This window comes from Pararhizobium sp. IMCC3301 (genome assembly GCF_030758315.1).
Lineage (GTDB): Bacteria > Pseudomonadota > Alphaproteobacteria > Rhizobiales.
The window spans coordinates 3356033-3375218 of the sequence record NZ_CP132336.1 but is presented as its reverse complement, the minus strand read 5'-3'; the positions used below and the strand labels follow the sequence as shown (position 1 = coordinate 3375218).

Here is a 19186-nt window from a genome sequence, read left to right as displayed (position 1 = left end):
TGGAAGCTGAAAAAATGATTACAAACATCAACGCGCTTGGCGAGGTGATGTCAATCTCCGATCTGGATATTACGCCACTTCCCGATTGGGGCTTTTCAACGCATCCCACTGATGAGGAGTTTTGTCCTGTCTGCCTCGGGCGGCGCATTTGTCAAAATGTCCTGTTATGTCCTGGTTGCGGCGGGCGGGGGAGCTGTTGGTTATAAGCCCGCGAAACTGAGTGACTGACTTGGGATATAACTGAGCCAGTCAGTCAAACACTTCAAAAAATCCATTTAGCCGACTGTCGAGCGACATTCGCAACGCAAATTCAGAACGCCCCTTTGGGTGACCGGATCACTGCGTCCAAAATTCAAGGATTAAGACATGACTGATAATAATCAAATTATCGCAGAAGACCATGAAGTGCATGAGCGCGCGCCAGGCCTCCCGTTCACCGATTGGATCAACATGGCACTGGTGATCGTACAGACCGGAACATTGGCGGTTGGATTGCCAAATCTGATCACTGGATCGGGTGTTGGCTATAATCTAAAAATCACACTCTTAACGCTTGGTGCTGGCATCGTCAGCTATGGCGTCTTGCATGTTGCGGTGAAATTCCTCGCGCCACTTGCTGCCAAAAAATTTCGAATGGCTGCCATCGCGTCTGTTGTTGGCATCGGAATTGTGGGCGGCGGCTTTGCTTTGGCAACAACGTCGGGAAGTATTCTGCCTGATGTTGCAGCGCTTGAATTGCAGGATCACGGCACGGACGTTGCCGTTGCAATTGGGCAAGTTGACAGGCTGGCAACCGAAGCAAGCCGAGGCAGCTCCACCCTTGGCGTTATCTCGGCGGATTTATTGCAATGGGCGAGATGTGAAGAGCAGTCTTCATGTCTGAGCCTTGCCCCTGTTGCGGGGCGGGGCAGTATTACGATTGTTCTTGAGGAGTTGGCCGAGCGTGCGGCATCGATTCAGGAGCAAGTTTCTCTTGGAGAAGAAACGCGCGAAGATGCTCTGGATGAAATCAATGAGCAATTCGCAGCCTATCAGGAGACACTGGGTGATCCGGACAAAAGCGTTTGGCAAAAACGCAATGAGCTGAAACTGACGGATAATCTCATCCATCAAGCGTCAACAAAGCTGTCTGAGTCTGTGCCGCTTCATCTCATCCGCCAATATGCGGAAGAACTGGACGATGGCATTTCGTTGTCGGGACGCGCTGATGTTGCCCAACGTATCAATAAGATACTTGGCAGCCATGCCAAGAATTTGGACGCAATTCTAAAAACCATAAATGCTGACGCGATTATTCGTCCAGCATTTCCTGCGCGCCCAGGCGTTGATGACGCGCTCACGCATGCACTTTCATTTCTGCCGATATTCTTGCTGATCGCGGCAATTGATTTGGTCCTCCCAATATCGGTCTGGGTCATGGCGTACTTGCAATCTGCCTTAGCGCACGAAATTGCGGCCCGCCGCCATCAAAACCAGTCGCCCAGAAAACAGGAGCGCAACAACAATGTTGCCCGAATGCCGCGAAGAGGCAATGGCACGGCGAACGGTAAGGGCAAGAACTTTGGACCGGATGCGCACTGATGAGCGCCCCAGCCAGAACAACAATCAAAAGAGGACTGCGCGCCGTTTTCAGGGCAGCGCGCTTCCTCCTGATTGCCGCCGCCATCGGCGTTTGTGCGCTGATCCTCGCTTCCTTCGTCTTGTGGGACGCAGATTTTTTCACAGTTCGTGACCGCTGGGAGAATTTCAAAGTCGCGATGTTTGGCGACTGGCAACCAAAATCTCGACTGGTTGATGGTGTAGACGAGATCAACCTTTTCAGGCGCGAAACTGTTGCCGGATTTGGCACCATCATGACGGGCGCCAGATTCGGCTTGACCGACGGCGACATGACGGCGAACGCCACATCTCAATGGTGCTACGTGGCATACGGTAGCGGCGTCACTTCCAGCCGGGTTGACCTTGGCACACAGCAAGGCCCCGGTGCGCCAACCTTCAGCGATTTTGAGACCATCCCACAAGAAGTGTTGGGCGCGTTAGGCGTCAGCGCCGCCCGCCTTGCTGATCTTGCCAAAGCCAATTGTCGTTTTGGCATCTTCGACATTGAAAACCAACGCTAACGAAAAGGAGATCAAGCATGCCCTTTGACCAGATCATACCGCCAATTGGCGCCGGACTGTTTCTTACAGGAGCGGCTTATGCGGCGTTCTCCGCTCTGGTGTCCGGTCAAGTGATCGGCACTCGAGTCATTGAGATGTCAAATTGGATGCCGCGCTGTGAACAAGCTCTTGTTCTGGCGGCGAAGCAAGATGCGCCAACTCTCCAAACGCCTGTTCCAACCCCGGATTGCAATAGCATCATGGGTATGTTTGCCGGGCCGGAAGGCAAGCAGCTTTGTAATATCGTGGAGCCTTTGTTTCAAAACCCTTTGGCGGGACAGATTGAAAAACAAAATCAAAAACTGAAAGACGCATATAACGCGCGCCTCAAAAATGCGGCGGCACACGCCTCATCATCCTGCAAATGCGCTGTTAACGTCCAACTGGAAGACCGTATGCCTTGGGCGCTCTACGCCGGCTCGGCACGGCTCATCACTCCGTCTAAAATCCGCAATCTGGACGCAGAGCTTTTTGCGGCTTTGTCCTCCCCCGTTTGCGCGGGGAGGTTTCAATGATTTTGGGGTATGTGCGCATCGGGACCGATACCGTCAAAACGCATCGGACAAGCTATTCCATTTCAAGCCTGGATCACGTGGATACGGATCGACCATTCCGCTTTGCATTCGGTTTCTTCGGGGTTGCTGCGATTGGTTTTGTGGTCGCCTTTAGTGATCTTTTGTACCCCGTCGAAATCATCACAATAGCGAGCGTTACAGCAATTTTCGTCTTTGTCGGTTTTCAGATTGGCCAACTGAAATTCATCTCGCGCGAGCTCATTTCAGCAAAGCAGGGAAACGTAGTCTGGGGTGATTATAAGACTCTTGATCGGCTTCGGGACGAGATCACGCCGCGCATTGCTGCGTCGAAGAAAGGAGCCTCACATGCAAGAACTCAATAGCTCATGGCGCGACGTTGCAAAGATCAATCTGATGATTGCCTATGGCTGTTTTTTGATCTTGGCGGGTTACGTTGTGTACCCCACTGATCCGCACTGGTGGGCGTTCGGCTTTTTAAGCATCTGCTGTTATCTGTCCGCTGCCGGATTGATCGGCAAGGCAATTTCAGCCGCCCTTAAATTACGGCAGAATGACGCCGTTCGGGACGACATGCTCACCCGACCGGCACCCCACAATGCCAAACTTGCCAGCCGAGAAGACCTTGTAAAAGCGGGGATGCTGTGATGCGAAAGCCCCTCAAAAATGTTCTCCGACATCTTAAAAACCCGTTTGGACTGACCCGCAAAGATGTGCGGAAGATAGCGGCAGAAAACCGGGAAATCCGCCGGGTGATCGGCCTCACTCTTGAGGATGAAACGCCTATCTATGAGCCGAACACCACCCTGTCCTGGCTCGTCTATGGTGGTGCAGGATCAGGCAAGACCACTGGTGTCACGATATCGGCGATTTTGTCGTTGCTGGCAGATAGCACACGGGGGCAGATCATCAACGATGTGAAGCCGGAAGTGGCCCACCAGATTGCAGATTTGTGCCTGAAATACGGGCGCAATTTTGCGGTCATCGATGATAGCGGGTCGATGGGCAAGGCCTATCCTCATCGTGTGCGCGTCAATCCGTTTAGCAATTTGACTGCTGCCCACCGAGAAAACTCGCCCAATCTGATGTTGGAAATTGAGAGTGTCAGCAAGGTTTTTATAAATGAGCCCGACAACGAACCCCGCAATTTCTATTTTCGGCAATCACCAAGAGAGCTTGTTATCGTTGCGATATTAATCCTGCTGGCGCACAGCCCCGATAACGCCACACCGGGCGGAATAGCCAGCCTGATTGCTGATCCTGATCTATGGCACAGCGCGCTCGAGATTGAAGCGGAAGAAGGCACGCCGCTGACCAAAAACCGCGCCAGTCAAATACTGCAAATGCACGCCGATAATCCCGAGCATTACAGCCAGCATATTTTGGCGGCGCTCTCGGCCTTCTCGATCTTCATGGAAGGCGGACCCCTCCACGAAATTGGACAGAATGAGGACATCACCCATGAGCAATTGCTGAAAGAAAACTACATTGTCTGTGTCTGCCAAAATGCCAGAAATGCCGCCAACCTCAGTATTTATTATGGGCTGACTTTCAACGCCTTTCTGAATGCCCAGATGTCCGGCGAGTGTGGGCGCACGATTTTGATTTTCGATGAGGTAGCAAACACTCCGGCCAAGGACATCATTAAGAATGTTACGATCTTTAGATCGTTCGGATTGCAGGTCTTGTATCTGGCCCAATCAAAAGCCGACTTGGAACGTCAAAATGGCGTAAAAATAGTTGCGACCTTGGAAGATAATTGCGCCATCCAGTATCTGCAAATTACCAACCAGGCAGCCGAGACCATTTCAAAAGCCATCGGTGACATTGAGAATGTCAGTTACAGCATCAATGAAAGCTCGGGCAAACCCGACGTTTCAAGAACAATCAATTTAGGCAAAGAACGCCTGTTCACCGCTGATCAACTCCAAAGCCTTCCGGCTGACCAGCAAATCATATTCATTCCGGGCCAACCCACTCTCCATTGCAAGACGGTGCGGCAGAATAATTTCTTTCCCCTCTCCGCTGATTTGTCAGGCAATCCGAACGAAGGCGGAAAGATATTGCCGCCCGACTACAAGGTGGTACTGCCCGAGTATGACGGGTGGCAGTCATGAGGATTTTGCGTTTTTTCTCGTGGCTGATTTTTCCGGCAGCGCTTGTCGCAATCTATCTGGTTTTTGGCACGCCTTATCTCAACTGGTCGTATGATTTTTACAGCGATGGCGGCAATGATCCGTTTGCCGAACGGCATTATACGCGCTGCACCTATACGAATTTTCGCACTGAAATCACCATTCATCCCGGCAATGGCAATTGCCCGCGCATCAAATTCTTCAAAACGGATGGGAGAGACTAATGGCTGGTTGCCAGTTTCACCCAGGGGGTCGGCATGCGGTGGTCAAGACCGAGTTTTTCAGTCAATTCTTGCCGGGCAAAATTCTTCATGACGTTCAGCACAACTGCCGCCGAAACATTGGTCTCCCTGATCTGCTGGTCACAATGTTCCTTGGTCATGATGTCCAGATCAAACGGCGCAATTGCGTACCAGAAACCGCTGTAGTCCATCAGTTCCAGCCACTCTTCAACATCATCTATATCTTTGAAACTTCTCACCTTTTGAGAATACCACAAACGGATTCGCCAACGCAATAAAAACAGCAGAAGGAATATTTCCGCATGTGCTCTGATATTACGGACGACATAAAACGGCAATTTGAACTGCGCGCCTTGCGCAGGCAGGCGCAGATTTTGCGACAGCCCGGTGACTGGGACAAGGCCAATGAAATTACCAGCCGCTACAAAAATGAAACACGCCTCACATCACAAAAATACTATGGCGAATATGACGCCCGCGTTGCAAAGCGGCTTGAAACACTCATCGACAAAGCGGGCGCGAAAACCAAAGACCATACTCTCAAGCTCTTTGGGTCGGATCGGTTCAATCAGCAGAGCTTAAAACGCCAGGCGCACCGGGAGGTTCAACACGACCACGCGCGTCGTTTGAGCTCAATTGACGGCCGGGAAAAAACCGAGCTCGGCAGTTTTTTGGATGTTGTCCATGAGCGCAATGAAAAGCGCGACAAAAGCAGGCAGGAATTCAAACGTTCCGCAGATCGTCGCCAAGCAGATCAAACGGAAAATCAACCGCGCGGGCAGTCTCGCAGACTGAGCCGCGACCGCTAATCAAAAGCCAAAGGAGAACAAGATGAACATCACCAATACGGAAAACGACATGGCTGGCTTTCAACGCGCAATGGAGAGCAAGACTGGCCGCAGCCTGACAGGTTCACAGTTCCAGTTCGTTTGGAACCTCACGGAAATCACGCACCGGGAGATATTGCATTCCGGCAAGTTCAAGGACGTGCTCACCGATTTTTCCCAAACGTTCGCCCGCCATCAACCTTTCGACGCCATGAAAGCCGAGATTATCATCAGGGATGTCTATGCCTCGCGTTACGACCTAACCATGAAAGCCAACCTGAAGGTTCTGCAGGACAGAGAGGCAACGCTGACTGACCTCGAAAAAAGCAAAGGGCATGCTTACGCGATTAATATCGGCATACGGATAGAAGACGGTGACATCCCTTTATACCGCGCCCTGGATAAAGCGGCTGTGGATTACGCACAAGATCTCGGGATTAGCGAAGCGGGCGCTAAACGCGTCATCGCAGAATCATTCAAAGCCAAAGAGGGAAAAGACTTCTATCAGTGGGCCAAAGAGACTGAGAAGCAATATTATACCCCTGAAGCACGGTCCTTCAGCCGAAGAGAAAGAAAAGAAGACGGGCAAGCCCAAAGGCGAACGCGCACTCAGTCGCAATAGGGAGACACCATCATGAGAGATATTTTCTTCGCCAAGGTTGATCTGCCAAACGGAAAAGACCTGGCCCTGCCAGTGACGCAATCTCACTTGGAGTTATTCGGGATACGTCAAAGCGCCGTTCATTATCTCAATGAGGCTCACGATACAGTACGCCGAATAGAACACGAGCAAACGCACGATCTGGGTCACATCGGACGCGCCGAAGCAATGTGTCTTGATTATCGTTTTCCTGCCGGGCCATTGCCAATGAATCAATGCCTGCGCTGGGAGATGCTTTTGCAGGCCATCGGTGAACTTCACAGTATCAAAGAGCAATTTGGCGAAGGGCTTATTGATAAGCCTGAGTGAGCGCGCTCGGCACGGTTTATTTTCATAATTAACTGAAAACGCAACAATATTACGCCCTTTTTACTTGATTAAATAGGACAATGTTCCTATTATGTTCTCTTTTGTTTGAATTGAAAAGGAGATCAAACAAGTAAACTAACTTATCGAGAGGCATGTTGACATGAAACAAAAAACACCCCCAAAACCGGAAAAATCACCGGAGGCACACTCTGCACCGGGGAATGACGCGGTACAGTTTTCCCCCCTGATAATGGACTGGCAGGAATTCGCTCATTTGCTTGAAGTTAGCGATCTGACAGACGATCAAAAACGCGAATTCATCGAGATTTTATTGAACATTGTCACTGCCTTTGTTGATCTCGGCTTTGGCACCCATCCAGTGCAGCAAGCCTGTGAGCAAAAAGGCACATTGGGGCATATTTCTGCCCTGGATTTGGCTGGTCTGATAGAATCGGAAAATTCAATAAGACAACAATTTGAAGGTAGAGCGCACAAAGACGGCTTGCCTGAAAGCGAAGGAGGTCATCCATGAGTCAAACAAGCGAAAAAATAATCATACCCGACGCCGCCCTCCTATATTGTCGGGTTTCTGGCAAAAAACAGGAAAACGACGGGTCAGGTCTAGACACTCAAGAGCATCGTTGCCGCCAAGAGGCACAGCAATTGGGGTGCCCTGTTGAAGCCGTTTTTCCTGATACGATGACAGGTGGCGGTAACTTCATGAAGCGCTCAGGCATGGTCAATTTGTTGGCGCATCTGGATGCGAACCCACACAAACGTTATCTGGTGATCTTTGATGACCTCAAGCGCTATGCACGTGATACTGAATTTCACTTGGCCTTGCGACGTGAAATGCTAAAGCGCAATGCCATTCGCATCTGCCTGAACTTCAAATTTGAAGACACGCCGGAAGGAAAGTTTCTAGAGACCATATTGGCCGCGACGGGAACGCTTGAACGGGAACAAAATGCCCGCCAAGTATCGCAAAAAATGAAGGCGCGGATGGAGCAAGGTTTTTGGGTTAATCGTGCGGCTGTCGGTTACAAATATGTGAAATCCCCAAACGGAGGGAAAGAACTTGTTTTTGACGAACCTCAGGCGTCAATTTTGCGGGAAGCGCTTGAGGGGTTTGCATCGGGGCGGTTTGCGATGCAGGCGGAAGTACAACGCTTCCTTGAAAGCCAGCCCAAATATCCAAAGGACAAGGCGAATGGAAAACTCCGCCCGATGACCGTCACGCGTCTTTTGAAAAAGTCGATTTACGCGGGTTATGTTGAGTCCAAAGCTTGGAATGTTTCTTTACGGCCGGGGCGGCACGAAGGACTAATCTCTTTTGAGACGCACGAGAAAATCTTGCATCGGCTACAAACGGGTACCTACGCACCTGCGCGAAAAGACATCAATGAAGATTTCCCACTACGCGGATTTGTAGCATGCGGCTCTTGCTCAAAGCCTCTGACGGCTGGTTGGTCGAAAGGGAAATATAAGGAATACCCTTATTACCTCTGCCAAACCAAAACCTGTGCGGAGTATGGCAAATCATTGCCGCGCGCTGAAGTTGAAGGTCTATTTGAAGATATCCTAAAAGCCATGACCCCGACGGAGAACCTGTTCCGTTTGGTGAAGGCCATAATCGAAAAACTATGGGAACACCGCAGGACGCAGGCTGAAGAGGTGGTTGAGAGTCTGCGCCGCGAAGCCAAAAAGATCGACAAAGAAATCAACAGTTTTCTTGACCGGATTGTAAATACGCAAAACAGTTCCGTTGTTGCCGCATACGAAAATAAGATTGCGACTTTGGAACGCCAGAAGCTTTTAGCCGCTGAAAAACTCGCCAAAAGCAAGCATCCGGCGAAGAGCAAAAAGCAAATTCTAGAACTCTCCCTGAGATTCCTGTCAAACCCTTGGAAACTATGGAATTCCGGCAATTTGATGCTGCAGAAAACAGTCCTAAGATTGGCCTTTACAGACCGTTTGGAGTATCGCCGGACTGAAGGTTATAGAACACCAAAAACATCCTTACCTTTCAAGCTGTTAAGCCAAACTCAGGGCGGTAAAAATATGATGGTGCCGCAGGGGAGGATTGAACTCCCGACCTCGTCATTACCAATGACGCGCTCTACCACTGAGCTACTGCGGCGCTGCCGGTGCGGCATGTATTGATGATCGCGCTCATCTGACATATCCCACGCCATGGTGCAAGATGGTTTGGATTGAAAAGCGCATATTATAAAGCTATCTGCAGTGCACAGCCGGAAAATGCGGAGGGGAACATGGCCAGCGGGAAACCCGGCAAGGACAGCAAACAGGAGCGCCTTTCGGCGCTGTTGCGCGGCAATCTGCAGAAACGCAAGGCGCAGATGCGGGCGCGGCGCAATGCCGATGAACAGCAGCGTGACGGCATTCCGGAGGATATTTCAGAGCGGCGCACAGAAAAGCCGCAAAAAGATGAGTAATGCAGGTGTTTCCCGGCTCTTTATGTCCTCCCGGACCTTGATGCTATCCTGAATCCCGTTAAAAAGAGCGCCAACCAAACAAGCGAAAGAACATAATGGACAAGATCCGTATTCGGGGTGGTAACCGGCTGAATGGCACCATCCAGATTTCCGGCGCGAAAAACGCCGCTTTGCCACTGATGATTGCCAGCCTGCTGACCGATCAGACCTTGCGGCTTTTGAATGTGCCGCGGCTGGCCGATGTCGTGCTGCTGCAGAGTATTCTGGTCAATCACGGCGTCGACTGCACCATCAAGGGCAAGCGGCCGGGCGAGCCGGATATGGCCGGGCAGACGCTTGATCTGCGCGCCGAGGAGATTGTCGACACCACCTCGCCCTATGAGCTGGTGTCGAAAATGCGGGCCAGTTTCTGGGTGATCGGTCCGCTGCTGGCGCGCATGCATGAAGCCCGTGTCTCGCTGCCGGGTGGCTGTGCCATCGGAACGCGGCCGGTGGATTTCTTCCTCGATGGTTTGCGCGCGCTGGGTGCCGAGATCGAACTGGAAGGCGGTTACGTCGTCGCCAAAGCTCCGAACGGGCTGGTTGGCGGCACAGTGCGGTTTCCAAAGGTCTCTGTCGGGGCAACCCACGTGACGATGATGGCCGCAACCCTGGCCAAAGGCACGACGCGGATTGAAAATGCCGCGCGGGAGCCGGAAGTTACCGATCTGGCAGATTGCCTGATTGCGATGGGCGCCAATATCAGCGGCGCCGGCACCGACACAATCACCATTGAAGGCGTCGAAAAGCTTCATGGCGCGACCCACTCGGTGCTGCCGGACCGCATTGAAACCGGCACCTATGCCATGGCGGTGGCGATGACCGGGGGCGATGTGCATCTGGATGGCGCGCGGATGGATCTGCTGGAAGCCGCACTGGATGCCATCAAGGCGTCGGGCACCACCATTGAGCCGACCAATTCCGGCATCCGCGTTACGCGCAATGGCGGGCCGATCAAGGCCGTCAATGTGACAACCGAACCCTATCCCGGCTTTCCCACCGATCTGCAGGCCCAGTTCATGGCGCTGATGACACGGGCGGACGGCAATTCGGATATTGTCGAGACGATTTTTGAAAACCGCTTCATGCATGTCCAGGAACTGGCCCGGCTGGGGGCGAATATCCATCTGGACGGACAGAAGGCCGTTGTCGAGGGGGTCGCTCATCTGACCGGTGCCCAGGTGATGGCAACCGATCTGCGCGCCTCGGTGTCGCTGGTGATTGGTGGTCTGGCCGCCGAGGGCGTGACCTTCGTCAACCGGGTCTATCATCTGGATCGCGGATTTGAACGGCTTGAAGAAAAGCTGCGCAATTGCGGCGCGGAAATTGAACGTATCTCGGCCTGACGCAGGAATTCTGCGCAGGTTAACCAGTTTGAAGGGAACAGCATGTCCGCACTGAAAATGATGGCAATGGATGAAGAGGATTTGACAGTTCTGTCGGCCTATTGCCAGGACGCTGTGTTCAAGGCTGCCGATGTCACCTGGCTTGCTGCAGAAAAGCGGGTGCTGATTTCGCTCAACCGGTTTGCCTGGGAACAGGCGAACCAACGCAGCGGCGTGTCCGGGCTGCTGGGCCGTAAAACCTATGAACGCCATAACGCGGTGCTGCATTTTGAGCAGGTCACAAAGGTGCAGACAAAGGGCCTTGATGAAGCTGCTCGCGACACGGTGTTTGATCTGCTGTCGATGGAATTTGTTGCGGGCGAAGATGATGTTTCCGGGCAGATTGAACTGCTGCTCGCCGAGGGGCATTCGATCCGGCTGGATGTGAAATGTGTCGAAGTGCGGCTTGCCGATCTGGACGCGGCATGGGAAACAAGAAACCGGCCCCGGCATCCGCTCAGTTGAGAGGTACAGCCGTCTGGTGTTGTAAGGAAATTCGCCTTGGTATACCGCCTGTCCCAGTCTGATCCGGATTTCTCGTCGGAATTCAAGACCTTGCTGGCTGCAAAGCGGGAAGTCTCAGAAGATGTCGATGCGGCGGTGCGCGGCATTGTCGGGGATGTCCGGCGGCGCGGCGATGCCGCAGTGCTGGAACTGACGGAAAAATTCGATCGTGTTGCCCTGACACCAGCGACGCTGCAGATTTCAGCGGACGAAATTCAGCAGGCGGTCGACGCTGTCGATGCCGATACGCTGGCGGCCCTGACCCTCGCCCATGACCGCATCACCTCACATCACCAGAAACAACTGCCTGAAAACCAGCGTTACAGCGATGCGCTGGGCGTTGAACTGGGCTATCGCTGGTCGGCCATCTCCGCCGTCGGCCTCTATGTGCCGGGCGGCACCGCCAATTACCCCAGTTCGGTTTTGATGAATGCAGTGCCGGCACGTGTTGCCGGTGTTGAGCGCATTGCCATGGTGGTGCCAACCCCCGATGGCGTGCTCAACCCTCTGGTGCTGGTGGCGGCCCGCCTTGCCGGTGTCACGGAAATTTACCGCATTGGCGGCGCGCAGGCCGTTGCGGCTCTCGCCTACGGAACTGCGACAATCGCGCCGGTTGCCAAAATTGTCGGACCCGGCAATGCCTATGTAGCGGCCGCCAAGCGTCAGGTCTTCGGCACGGTCGGCATCGACATGATTGCCGGACCTTCGGAAATTCTGGTGGTGGCCGACAAGACCGCCAATCCGGCCTGGGTTGCGGCTGATCTGCTGGCTCAGGCGGAACATGATGCAGCCGCGCAGTCAATTCTCATCACTGACAGCGAAGAGTTGGCAATTGCCGTGGAACAGGCGGTGGAGGCGCAATTGAAATCCCTGCCCCGCGTCGCCATTGCCGGGCCAAGCTGGCGTGATTTCGGGGCCATTATCCGCGTTGCCGATGTGATGCAGGCCGCCGCGCTGATTGATGCAATTGCCGCAGAGCATCTGGAATTATGCGTTGCCGATCCCGATGCGCTTTTCGACCGGGTCAGCCATGCCGGAGCGGTGTTTCTGGGGCATCACACGCCGGAAGCCATCGGCGATTATGTTGGTGGTTCAAACCATGTCCTGCCGACCGCGCGCTCGGCCCGGTTTTCTTCGGGATTGTCGGTGCTGGACTTTATGAAGCGCACATCCATTCTGCGCTGCACTGCGGATAATCTGCGCGCGCTCGGCCCTGCTGCGATGGCGCTGGCAGATGTGGAAGGGCTTGAGGCGCACGGGCGCTCGATTGCCATCCGGCTGAACCTGTAGCGCTGGGGGCGCGGCAATGGCTGAAACTGATCCTGATAAAGGGGCCGATAAAGGGGCCAGTTCTGATACCGGTTCTGGCACCAGGTCTGGCGCACCGGACAGTTCCTCTGAACGGCTGTGTGCCATTATCCTGGATGAAAGCACCATCGGCCGTGCTTCCAGCGAGATCGAACATGAGCGCGCCATTGCGATTTATGATCTGGTGGAAGAGAATTGTTTCCAGCCGCTGCCGCAATCAGACAATGGGATGGCTGATTTCCACGGGCCTTACCGGTTGAATCTCTCGCTTCAGGAAGCCCGGCTGGTGTTTGAAATCCTGTTTGCCAACAGTGCGCCACTTGCGACCCATATCCTGTCGCTGACGCCGTTCCGCAAAATCGTCAAGGATTACTACATGATCTGCGACAGCTATTATGCAGCGATCAAAACGGCAACGCCGAGTCAGATCGAGGCTATTGATATGGGCCGGCGCGGATTGCACAATGAAGGTTCCCAATTGCTGCAGGACCGGCTGTCGGGAAAGATCGAAATGGATTTTGGCACAGCCAGACGCCTGTTTACGCTGGTCTGTGTTCTGCACTGGAAAGGCTAGAGGCGTTTCATGATTACATTGAACGATGAAGCGATCTAGCGTTGGTTGACGATGCGCCTTCCGGCGAGCGTTCCAGTTCCGACAAAACCGTCGGTGTGCGGCCCGGTGCAGTGCTGTTTGCATGCCGCATCAATGTGATTCGCTCGCCGATTGCCGCTGCCCTGACCCGGCAGCTGTTTCCAAACCAGATTTACACCCGTTCGGCGGGCGTGCGTCCGGGCGTACCCGACCCGTTTGCCCGTACCGTGATGGACGAGATCGGCGTCGATATCAGCCGCCATGTGCCGCGTTCCTTTGAGGAGCTTGAGGACACCAATTTCGATCTGATTATCACCCTGGCACCGGAAGCGCATCACGCGGCGCTTGAACTGACGCGTTCTCATGCAATCGACGTGGAATACTGGCCGACATTTGACCCTTCGCTGGCCACCGGTTCGCGATCACAGATCCTCGATGCCTATCGCGGATTGCGCGATGAATTGACCCTGCGGATCAAGAAGCGCTTTGCCTGGCAGCCGCGCAGCGCAGACTGACGCTCAGGTGAAATAAGATGGGGCGATCAGAAGGGGCGCAATCAGGGCTCAACCGGTGTTGCCGGGGGTAATGCCATGCCCCTGGCCTGCATCACCGCCCGCAACCGGTCCGGAAAATCGGTGATGAGACCATCAACGCCCGCCTCAATCAGCGTTTCCATCATCGCCGCATCATTGACTGTCCAGGGAATCACTTTCAGGCCCAGAGCCTGTGCCTGCTTGACCAGCGCGGGGCTGACATTGCCGAAAAACGGTGACCAGACATCGCCTCCGGCAGCCTTGACCATTTGCGGCAAATTGCCGCTGTAGTCATCGAGATTAAATTCCGCCGTCCAGGGCGAGGCTTTTCCGGCTGTGGATTGCACATTGTCGAGCCAGTCCTGCTGTGCCGTCAGATAGACCGTTTCCAGTTCAGGCGCTTCGGTCTGAACCGCCTGCAAAGTGCGCCAGTCGAATGATTGTATACTGACACGGTCTTCCAGCCCGCGCGCTTTGACGAGCGCCAGAACCAGAGCGGCAAATGTTCCCGCATCCACCGTATCCTGCGGTTCAAGAGGACTGATTTTGGTTTCAATGTTGAAGCGAACAGAGTTGTTGCCGGCACGTTCGACCAGATCAAACACATCTTCCAGCGAAGGCATTGATGTGCCATCAACCCCCTGCTGCTCGGGAAAACGCGAGGCCGCCCGCGATCCGGGTCTGATCCGCCCGACGTCAAATGTCTGAAGCTCCTCGAAGTTGAGGCTGTTGATGAGAAGCTGTTTTTCAATCCACACACCAGCGGCATTGCGCGTCATATCCGGGTCCAGCGCCGGGTTATGCGACACCACAACACTTTTATCCGCCGTCACCGCCAGATCAAGCTCCAGGGTGGATACGCCAATGGACAAGGCCATGGCAAAAGCCGGCAGGGTATTTTCCGGCATCAGCCCACGGGCACCGCGATGGCCCTGCAATTCAAAGGCAGATGCCCCGGATACATACAGCACACTGCAGAACCAGATCGTTGCAAGGCGAAACAGCATTTCAAAAACTCTCCATATGAATCCGTTCAATCCAGACACGAAGTGCGGCTTTGGGCAAGCGAAAACCCGGTGCGGCGGGGCTCTGTTCGGACAAATAGACGGGGAGAATTTTGTTAGCCGCCTCAGGGGGTTTGCATAAAAGACAAAAACAGGAATACACTTCCCCCAGCAGGCAAATTCAAACAACAGTCTGTCATAAGGGTGTCATGTCAGTGTCACGGAACCATGATCTTACGGGGCCGTACGCTTCCATCACCCAAAAAGGGAGAGAATTATGAACTTGAAATCTATGCTGGTTGCCGGTGTTTTCGGCGCTTCAACACTAATGTCCGGAGCGGCGTGGTCGGTGCCCACTGACATTCAATGGTGGCATGCCATGGGCGGACGCCTGGGCGAAGTCGTCAACGAAATTGCTGAAAACTACAATGCCAGCCAAAGCGAATACAATCTCATTCCCACCTATAAGGGTGGCTATGAGGATACGATGACAGCCGGCATCGCCGCTTTCCGTGCCAAGCAACAGCCGAACATCATTCAGATCTTTGATGCCGGCGCTGCCACAATCATCAACGCCAAGGGCGCAACCATTGCGGTTGAAGATCTGATGACAAAATATGGCGACGGCTTCAACATCGAGGATTATATTACCGGGGTGCGTTATTTCTATGCGGATTCGGATGGCAAAATGATCGGACTGCCGTTCAATTCCTCAACACCGCTGCTGTATTATAACAAAGAGGCTTTCGCCAAGGCCGGCATCGAAAATCCACCGGCGACCTGGGAAGAATTCGAGGCGATGGCACCGAAGCTGAAAGAAGCCGGTTATACCGCTCTTGCCCAGAGCCACAGCCCGTGGATCATGGCGGAAAACTTTCACAGCCGTCACAACATCCAGATGGCAACTGCCAATAATGGTTATGACACTACCGATGTGAAGCTGCTCTACAATAATGACCAGCTAAAAATGCACTGGACGAAGATGAAAGAGTGGCTCGATGCGGGCTATTACGGTTTCTACGGCCGCGCCTGGGGTGATAATCAGGACGCGTTCGTACAGAAAAAAGTTGCCATGTGGCTCGGATCGTCCGGCTCATTCGGTGGCCTGAAACTATCCACCGATTTTGAGTTCGGCACGTCCTTCCTGCCCTATTGGAAGAGCATCATCGACGAACCCAAAGGCACATTTATCGGCGGAGCCGCGCTGTTCGCGATGGCCGGCAAGACCGATGAAGAATATAAGGGCGTCGCTGATTTCTTCGCCTTTTTGACACTGCCGGAAAACCAGGTGTTCTGGCACAAGGAAACCGGTTATGTGCCGATCACCACAGCTGCATATGAGTTGGCCAAGAGTGAGGGTTATTATGACTCCACACCGGATGCTGAAATCGGCATTCTGCAGTTGAGCCAGCCTGGCGGCGAGTGGACCAAAGGCTACCGCCTTGGCTACTATGTGCAAATCCGTGACGTGATGTACAAGAACTTCGACAACATCTTCTCAGGCAATGCCAGTGTTGACGAAGCCTTCGCGGCCATGGAAGAAGAATCCAACGCGCTTCTTGAGCGTTTCAACGCGACATATAATTGAGCTGAATAAGGGTGGCGGGCTGAGCCCGCCACCTGCCGGCCTGATCTAGGGCAGGCATCATCTCCGGGGAGCTGTAAATGAAGCGCGTTCAATTTGAACACAGTGCGATTCCGTATCTGTTCATCACGCCGCAAATCCTGATCATTTCTGTGTTTTTTCTCTGGCCTGCAGCTCAGGCCATCTATCAGTCGTTTCTGCTGGAAGACGCCTTCGGCCTGCAGACCCAATTCGTCTGGTTCAAGAATTACAAAGATACGATCCTCAGCGGCTCCTGGCTCCAGGCGGCCGGGTTTACCGTGGTATTTTCCGCGCTGGTGACGTTCCTCTCGCTTGCCATAGCGCTGCTGCTCGCCGTCAAGGCCAATGAAGTCATTCGCGGCGCCCGCACTTACAAGACCACTTTGATGTGGGCCTATGCCATAGCCCCGCCGGTAGCGGGCCTGATGGGCAATTTGATGTTTCATCCCCTGATCGGGGATCTCTACAAGTTTTTCAACGCAATCGGCTGGGATTTCGATCACAAGCTGGATGCTTTTGATGCAGGATTTGTCGTTGTGCTGATTGCGGTCTGGAAACAGGTTAGCGTCAATTTCATCTTTTTCCTGTCCGGATTGCAGGGCATTCCGAAATCTGTATCCGAAGCCGCGACCATGGATTGCCGCAGTCCGACGCGGCGCTTCTGGACAATCACCTTTCCATTGCTGGCACCGACAACTTTCTTCCTGATGGTGATCAACATCACGTATGCCTTTTTCGAGACGTTCGGCATTATCGACACCACAACGCGCGGCGCTCCTGGCGGCGCCACCAACACACTGGTGTTCAAGGTGTTCCAGGATGGTTTCCGCGGCGCGGATCTTGGCGGTTCGTCGGCACAATCCGTCGTTCTGATGCTCATTGTGCTGGCGCTGACCGTGATCCAGTTCCGCTTCATCGAGCGCAAAGTGCATTATTAGGGGGACGCAGATATGAGCAACATCAATTGGCGTCTGATCTCCACCCACGCAATTCTTATTGTCGGTGTGCTGTTCATGAGCCTGCCGGTCTGGGTGGCGTTTTCCACTTCCACCCATTCGCCAGAAACAATTCTGCGCAACGGCCTGCAATTGTGGCCGGGCGGCAATTTCTTTGAAACCTATTACGAAGTGCTGTTCGTCGAAGGCGGCGTGATGAAATCGGTGCTCGGCACAACGATGCTGAAGAACAGCATGATCCTGGGCGTTGGATTTGCCGTCGGCAAGGTTATCATTTCGATGCTGGCGGCCTATGCGATTGTCTATTTCCGCTTCCGGCTTGCGGTGCCATTGTTCTGGGTCATTTTCATGACCCTGTTGCTGCCATTGGAAGTGCGCATTATTCCCTCCTATGAAGTGGTGTCCGGCATGGGTCTGCTGGATACACAGGCAGGTCTCATCATTCCGCTGATCGCTTCCGCTACCGGCACTTTCTTTTTCCGCCAGTTCTTCAAATCCGTACCGGAAGAAATACTCGAGGCAGCGCGGCTTGACGGGGCGACGCCATGGCGGTTCTTTATCGATATTCTGGTGCCGATTTCAAAAACCATGATTGCGGCGATTCTGATCATCATGTTTGTGGTGGGCTGGAACCAGTATCTGTGGCCACTGATGATGACCACGAAGGAAGAAAATTACACTCTGGTGATCGGCATCAAGCAGATTTACCAGATACTCGCCGAAGGCGGTGAGCTGCCGCAATATCAAAAAGCGTTTGCACTGACCATCCTGGCGACCCTGCCGCCGGTGCTGGTTGTACTTGTATTTCAAAATTGGTTCGTGAAGGGCCTTGTGGAGAGTGAAAAATAATGGCTGGCGTTGAACTTTCCGGGGTCAAAAAAGTCTACCCGAACGGAGCTGAGGCCGTGCGCGGCGTTGATATGAAAATTGATGATGGCGAATTTATCGTCTTTGTCGGCCCGTCAGGCTGCGGAAAATCCACGCTGTTGCGGATGGTTGCCGGCCTGGAATCCATCACCGAAGGCGAAATCAGTATTGATGGGCGCGTCATCAATGAGGTCACGCCGGCGGAACGCGATGTTGCGATGGTTTTCCAGAATTACGCCCTCTATCCGCATATGACGGTGCGGGGAAACATGTCCTATGGCCTGAAAAACCGGGGCCTGCCGAAGAGCGAAATCCATCAGAAAGTCGTGGATGCGGCGCAGATGCTGCGCATCGATGATTATCTCGACCGCCAGCCCCACCAGCTTTCCGGCGGCCAGCGCCAGCGGGTTGCGATGGGCCGGGCCATTGTGCGCGAACCCAAAGTGTTTCTGTTCGACGAGCCCCTGTCCAATCTTGACGCGAAATTGCGTGTCCAGATGCGCATCGAGATCAAGCGGCTGCAACGGCGCATGGGCGTGACCAGCGTCTATGTGACCCATGACCAGACCGAGGCCATGACCCTTGCCGACCGGCTTGCTGTGATCAATGATGGCCGCATTGAGCAGATGGGCGCGCCGATCGAACTTTATAACAATCCGGCAACATTGTTCGTCGCATCCTTTATCGGGTCGCCGCAGGTCAATCTGATCCCGGCGCGTTTTGAGGGCGGCAAGCTGGTCAGTGGCAGCATTTCACTGGCCGGATTTGAAAACCTGCCGGAAAACACCGATCTGATGCTGGCGATCCGGCCCGACGCGCTGCACCAGGACGGCACGTCTCGACTGGAGATGCGGGTCGATCTTGTCGAGCAGCACGGTGCAGACAATCTGATCTATGGCGTGTTGCAAGGCGCAGCTGCTACTGATGGCGATGAGACCGAAATTTGCCTGAAAACCGATCACGAAACGCTTCCCGATATCGACAGCAGTCTGAAACTGCATTTCGACACGACGCGGGCAATGGTGTTCGAAAAAGACTCTGGCGCGCGGATCATTTGACGGCAAAAGTTC

23 protein-coding genes, 1 tRNA gene and 1 pseudogene are annotated in these 19186 nt (G+C 53.7%); 22 read left to right on the top strand and 3 right to left on the bottom strand.

Going from position 1 to position 19186, the window contains the following annotated elements:
• Positions 1–366 precede the first annotated feature (366 nt).
• The 7 genes from RAL88_RS16330 to RAL88_RS16300 all read left to right on the top strand — a co-directional run bounded on the left by RAL88_RS16330 (position 367) and on the right by RAL88_RS16300 (position 5051).
• Positions 367–1581, top strand: coding sequence for a hypothetical protein (locus RAL88_RS16330; protein ID WP_306264914.1), 1215 nt, complete (start codon positions 367–369; stop codon positions 1579–1581).
• Positions 1581–2120, top strand: coding sequence for a hypothetical protein (locus RAL88_RS16325; RefSeq protein ID WP_306264913.1), 540 nt, complete (start codon positions 1581–1583; stop codon positions 2118–2120). The genes RAL88_RS16330 and RAL88_RS16325 overlap by 1 nt, the downstream gene beginning before the upstream one ends.
• 17 nt (positions 2121–2137) lie before the next feature.
• On the top strand, positions 2138–2674 hold the full coding sequence (locus RAL88_RS16320; protein ID WP_306264912.1) for a hypothetical protein: 537 nt from the start codon (positions 2138–2140) through the stop codon (positions 2672–2674).
• Positions 2671–3057, top strand: a complete 387-nt coding sequence (locus tag RAL88_RS16315) for a hypothetical protein (protein WP_306264911.1) — start codon at positions 2671–2673, stop codon at positions 3055–3057. The genes RAL88_RS16320 and RAL88_RS16315 overlap by 4 nt, the downstream gene beginning before the upstream one ends.
• A complete protein-coding gene (locus RAL88_RS16310) occupies positions 3041–3340 on the top strand; it encodes a hypothetical protein (protein WP_306261305.1) in 300 nt (99 codons plus the stop codon). Before RAL88_RS16315 ends, RAL88_RS16310 begins: the two co-directional genes overlap by 17 nt.
• 104 nt (positions 3341–3444) lie before the next feature.
• On the top strand, positions 3445–4809 hold the full coding sequence (locus tag RAL88_RS16305) for a type IV secretory system conjugative DNA transfer family protein (RefSeq protein ID WP_306264910.1): 1365 nt from the start codon (positions 3445–3447) through the stop codon (positions 4807–4809).
• Positions 4806–5051, top strand: coding sequence for a hypothetical protein (locus tag RAL88_RS16300; RefSeq protein ID WP_306264909.1), 246 nt, complete (start codon positions 4806–4808; stop codon positions 5049–5051). Before RAL88_RS16305 ends, RAL88_RS16300 begins: the two co-directional genes overlap by 4 nt.
• On the opposite strand, the gene RAL88_RS16295 is transcribed toward RAL88_RS16300, so the two are convergent.
• A complete protein-coding gene (locus RAL88_RS16295; protein WP_306264908.1) occupies positions 5048–5308 on the bottom strand; it encodes a hypothetical protein in 261 nt (86 codons plus the stop codon). The two genes, RAL88_RS16300 and RAL88_RS16295, sit on opposite strands and share 4 nt — an antisense overlap.
• Before the next feature lie 63 nt (positions 5309–5371).
• On the opposite strand from RAL88_RS16295, the gene RAL88_RS16290 reads away from it, so the two are divergent.
• From RAL88_RS16290 to RAL88_RS21735, 5 genes and pseudogenes are all read left to right on the top strand, one after another.
• Complete coding sequence (locus tag RAL88_RS16290) at positions 5372–5878, top strand: hypothetical protein (RefSeq protein WP_306264907.1); 507 nt, start codon at positions 5372–5374, stop codon at positions 5876–5878.
• A gap of 22 nt (positions 5879–5900) precedes the next feature.
• Positions 5901–6518 (top strand): hypothetical protein, encoded by a 618-nt coding sequence (locus RAL88_RS16285; RefSeq protein WP_306264906.1) that lies wholly within the window; start codon positions 5901–5903, stop codon positions 6516–6518.
• A gap of 12 nt (positions 6519–6530) precedes the next feature.
• Entirely contained in the window at positions 6531–6866 is a 336-nt protein-coding gene (locus RAL88_RS16280) for a hypothetical protein (RefSeq protein WP_306264905.1), read from the top strand.
• A gap of 160 nt (positions 6867–7026) precedes the next feature.
• Positions 7027–7398 (top strand): hypothetical protein, encoded by a 372-nt coding sequence (locus RAL88_RS16275; protein ID WP_306264904.1) that lies wholly within the window; start codon positions 7027–7029, stop codon positions 7396–7398.
• A pseudogene (locus RAL88_RS21735) lies at positions 7395–8426 on the top strand (recombinase family protein); the annotation flags it as partial. The gene RAL88_RS16275 and the pseudogene RAL88_RS21735, both read left to right, overlap by 4 nt.
• Positions 8427–8931: 505 nt before the next feature.
• Here RAL88_RS21735 and RAL88_RS16270 read toward each other — a convergent pair.
• Positions 8932–9006: transfer RNA gene (locus RAL88_RS16270), tRNA-Thr, on the bottom strand.
• Between the two features lie 133 nt (positions 9007–9139).
• Here RAL88_RS16270 and RAL88_RS16265 point away from each other — a divergent pair.
• The 6 genes from RAL88_RS16265 (at position 9140) to RAL88_RS16240 (ending at position 13665) form a co-directional block, all read left to right on the top strand.
• Positions 9140–9322 (top strand): hypothetical protein, encoded by a 183-nt coding sequence (locus tag RAL88_RS16265; protein WP_306264903.1) that lies wholly within the window; start codon positions 9140–9142, stop codon positions 9320–9322.
• A 95-nt stretch (positions 9323–9417) separates the two neighbouring features.
• Positions 9418–10707 (top strand): UDP-N-acetylglucosamine 1-carboxyvinyltransferase, encoded by a 1290-nt coding sequence (gene murA, locus RAL88_RS16260; protein ID WP_306264902.1) that lies wholly within the window; start codon positions 9418–9420, stop codon positions 10705–10707.
• A gap of 42 nt (positions 10708–10749) precedes the next feature.
• On the top strand, positions 10750–11211 hold the full coding sequence (locus tag RAL88_RS16255) for a DUF2948 family protein (protein WP_306264901.1): 462 nt from the start codon (positions 10750–10752) through the stop codon (positions 11209–11211).
• Positions 11212–11247: 36 nt separating this feature from the next.
• Positions 11248–12540 carry a histidinol dehydrogenase gene (gene hisD, locus RAL88_RS16250; RefSeq protein WP_306264900.1) on the top strand — a complete coding sequence of 431 codons (1293 nt, stop codon included), beginning with the start codon at positions 11248–11250 and terminating at the stop codon, positions 12538–12540.
• 16 nt (positions 12541–12556) lie between these two features.
• Complete coding sequence (locus tag RAL88_RS16245) at positions 12557–13132, top strand: UPF0262 family protein (protein ID WP_306264899.1); 576 nt, start codon at positions 12557–12559, stop codon at positions 13130–13132.
• A 41-nt stretch (positions 13133–13173) separates the two neighbouring features.
• Positions 13174–13665: a low molecular weight phosphatase family protein gene (locus RAL88_RS16240; RefSeq protein WP_306264898.1), complete on the top strand. Its 492-nt coding sequence runs from the start codon at positions 13174–13176 to the stop codon at positions 13663–13665.
• Between the two features lie 41 nt (positions 13666–13706).
• Here the strand turns inward: RAL88_RS16240 and RAL88_RS16235 are convergent, their stop codons facing one another.
• On the bottom strand, positions 13707–14690 hold the full coding sequence (locus RAL88_RS16235; protein WP_306264897.1) for a glycerophosphodiester phosphodiesterase: 984 nt from the start codon (positions 14688–14690) through the stop codon (positions 13707–13709).
• A 274-nt stretch (positions 14691–14964) separates the two neighbouring features.
• On the opposite strand from RAL88_RS16235, the gene RAL88_RS16230 reads away from it, so the two are divergent.
• The 4 genes from RAL88_RS16230 (at position 14965) to ugpC (ending at position 19174) form a co-directional block, all read left to right on the top strand.
• Positions 14965–16275: an extracellular solute-binding protein gene (locus RAL88_RS16230; RefSeq protein ID WP_306264896.1), complete on the top strand. Its 1311-nt coding sequence runs from the start codon at positions 14965–14967 to the stop codon at positions 16273–16275.
• A 77-nt stretch (positions 16276–16352) separates the two neighbouring features.
• Positions 16353–17231 carry an ABC transporter permease subunit gene (locus RAL88_RS16225; RefSeq protein ID WP_306264895.1) on the top strand — a complete coding sequence of 293 codons (879 nt, stop codon included), beginning with the start codon at positions 16353–16355 and terminating at the stop codon, positions 17229–17231.
• A gap of 12 nt (positions 17232–17243) precedes the next feature.
• Entirely contained in the window at positions 17244–18098 is an 855-nt protein-coding gene (locus RAL88_RS16220) for an ABC transporter permease subunit (RefSeq protein WP_306264894.1), read from the top strand.
• Complete coding sequence (gene ugpC, locus RAL88_RS16215; RefSeq protein WP_306264893.1) at positions 18098–19174, top strand: sn-glycerol-3-phosphate ABC transporter ATP-binding protein UgpC; 1077 nt, start codon at positions 18098–18100, stop codon at positions 19172–19174. The genes RAL88_RS16220 and ugpC overlap by 1 nt, the downstream gene beginning before the upstream one ends.
• The last annotated feature ends 12 nt before the right edge of the window (positions 19175–19186 follow it).

Bases quoted from the DNA above. Each gene is read 5' to 3' on its own strand.
- RAL88_RS16330 (WP_306264914.1), top strand. From the start codon at position 367: ATGACTGATAATAATCAAATTATCGCAGAAGACCATGAAGTGCATGAG.
- RAL88_RS16325 (WP_306264913.1), top strand. From the start codon at position 1,581: ATGAGCGCCCCAGCCAGAACAACAATCAAAAGAGGACTGCGCGCCGTT.
- RAL88_RS16320 (WP_306264912.1), top strand. From the start codon at position 2,138: ATGCCCTTTGACCAGATCATACCGCCAATTGGCGCCGGACTGTTTCTT.
- RAL88_RS16315 (WP_306264911.1), top strand. From the start codon at position 2,671: ATGATTTTGGGGTATGTGCGCATCGGGACCGATACCGTCAAAACGCAT.
- RAL88_RS16310 (WP_306261305.1), top strand. From the start codon at position 3,041: ATGCAAGAACTCAATAGCTCATGGCGCGACGTTGCAAAGATCAATCTG.
- RAL88_RS16300 (WP_306264909.1), top strand. From the start codon at position 4,806: ATGAGGATTTTGCGTTTTTTCTCGTGGCTGATTTTTCCGGCAGCGCTT.
- RAL88_RS16290 (WP_306264907.1), top strand. From the start codon at position 5,372: ATGTGCTCTGATATTACGGACGACATAAAACGGCAATTTGAACTGCGC.
- RAL88_RS16285 (WP_306264906.1), top strand. From the start codon at position 5,901: ATGAACATCACCAATACGGAAAACGACATGGCTGGCTTTCAACGCGCA.
- RAL88_RS16280 (WP_306264905.1), top strand. From the start codon at position 6,531: ATGAGAGATATTTTCTTCGCCAAGGTTGATCTGCCAAACGGAAAAGAC.
- RAL88_RS16275 (WP_306264904.1), top strand. From the start codon at position 7,027: ATGAAACAAAAAACACCCCCAAAACCGGAAAAATCACCGGAGGCACAC.
- RAL88_RS16265 (WP_306264903.1), top strand. From the start codon at position 9,140: ATGGCCAGCGGGAAACCCGGCAAGGACAGCAAACAGGAGCGCCTTTCG.
- murA (WP_306264902.1), top strand. From the start codon at position 9,418: ATGGACAAGATCCGTATTCGGGGTGGTAACCGGCTGAATGGCACCATC.
- RAL88_RS16255 (WP_306264901.1), top strand. From the start codon at position 10,750: ATGTCCGCACTGAAAATGATGGCAATGGATGAAGAGGATTTGACAGTT.
- RAL88_RS16245 (WP_306264899.1), top strand. From the start codon at position 12,557: ATGGCTGAAACTGATCCTGATAAAGGGGCCGATAAAGGGGCCAGTTCT.
- RAL88_RS16235 (WP_306264897.1), bottom strand. From the start codon at position 14,690: ATGCTGTTTCGCCTTGCAACGATCTGGTTCTGCAGTGTGCTGTATGTA.
- RAL88_RS16230 (WP_306264896.1), top strand. From the start codon at position 14,965: ATGAACTTGAAATCTATGCTGGTTGCCGGTGTTTTCGGCGCTTCAACA.
- RAL88_RS16225 (WP_306264895.1), top strand. From the start codon at position 16,353: ATGAAGCGCGTTCAATTTGAACACAGTGCGATTCCGTATCTGTTCATC.
- RAL88_RS16220 (WP_306264894.1), top strand. From the start codon at position 17,244: ATGAGCAACATCAATTGGCGTCTGATCTCCACCCACGCAATTCTTATT.
- ugpC (WP_306264893.1), top strand. From the start codon at position 18,098: ATGGCTGGCGTTGAACTTTCCGGGGTCAAAAAAGTCTACCCGAACGGA.